1 pseudogene is annotated in these 1,299 nt (G+C 66.1%); it reads left to right on the top strand.

Annotated features, from left to right (window positions below):
• Window positions 1–55: 55 nt before the first annotated feature.
• A pseudogene (locus tag J9611_RS21365) lies at window positions 56–1,258 on the top strand (ISAzo13 family transposase); the annotation flags it as partial.
• Window positions 1,259–1,299 lie beyond the last annotated feature (41 nt).

Below are 1,299 nucleotides of genomic sequence, written 5' to 3'. Positions count from 1 at the left end.
AGGGCTTGCCAGTAAATAACCTTGTGTTTCATGTTTTCGGGTCTACGATTCTGGTATGGCCATTGGTGCGGAGATTGAGGAGGCGTTGACGGCGAAGTTTGCTTCGTTGTTGCCGCATTTGGACGAGCGCCAGCGCCGGCTGGCGATGGGCGCGGAGGCACGGGTCCTGGGCCACGGCGGGATCAAAGCGGTCGCCCGGGCGGCGGGGGTCAGTACGGTCACGGTCTCCAAGGGTGCCGCCGAACTGGAAGCGGGCGGCGACCCGCTGAACCGGGCTCGCCGTCCCGGCGGGGGCCGCAAGCCCGCCACAGCCGTTGATCCAGGGCTGGTCGACGCACTGCTGGGCCTGGTCGAACCCGACGAGCGCGGGGATCCATGTTCCCCGCTGCGCTGGACCACGAAGTCCACCCGCACCCTGGCCCAGGAGCTTGGCCGGTGCGGGCATCCGGTCTCGGCATGGACCGTGGCGAACCTGCTGCACGAGCAGGGGTTCAGCCTGCAGGGCAACACCAAGCAGGTCGAGGGGGCCGCCCATCCCGACCGCGATGCCCAGTTCGCCTACCTCAACGAGCAAAGCGCCGCCCACATTGGTGCCGGCCAGCCCGTGATCAGTGTGGACACCAAGAAGAAGGAACTCGTCGGCCTGTTCAAGAACGCCGGACAACAGTGGCGGCCGGAGGGGGACCCGGCCAGGGTCAACGTGCACGACTTCGTCGATCCAGATCTGGGCAAGGCCAACCCCTACGGGGTCTACGACGTGGGGAACAACGCCGGCTGGGTTTCCGTGGGCACCGACCACGACACCGCCGCGTTCGCCGTGGAGACAATCCGCCGCTGGTTCGGGCAGATCGGCAGGGACGCCTACCCCGGCGCCGACCGGCTGCTGGTCTGCGCCGACGGCGGCGGCTCCAACGGCTACCGGCTACGCGCCTGGAAAACCCAACTCGCCGCCCTGGCCAGCGAAACCGGTCTGAGCATCACGGTATGCCACCTCCCTCCCGGCACCAGCAAGTGGAACAAGATCGAACACCGGCTCTTCAGCCACATCTCGATGAACTGGCGCGGCAGGCCGCTGACCAGCCACCAGGTCATCATCGACCTCATCGGAGCCACCACCACGCGCACCGGGCTCACGGTCCACGCAGAACTCGACGACACCACCTATCCCACCGGAATCAGGATCAGCGATACCCAGATGGCAGCCCTGCCCATCACCCGCCATGAATTCCACGGCGACTGGAACTACACCCTCCAACCCGCCAAAACACCATAACCGCGTGTTATTTACTGGCAAGCCCT

Source organism: Pseudarthrobacter albicanus, assembly GCF_018224015.1.
Taxonomy (GTDB): domain Bacteria; phylum Actinomycetota; class Actinomycetes; order Actinomycetales; family Micrococcaceae; genus Arthrobacter; species Arthrobacter albicanus.
The sequence above is the reverse complement of the archived record's forward strand: the minus strand, read 5'-3'. Positions and strand labels throughout refer to the sequence as shown.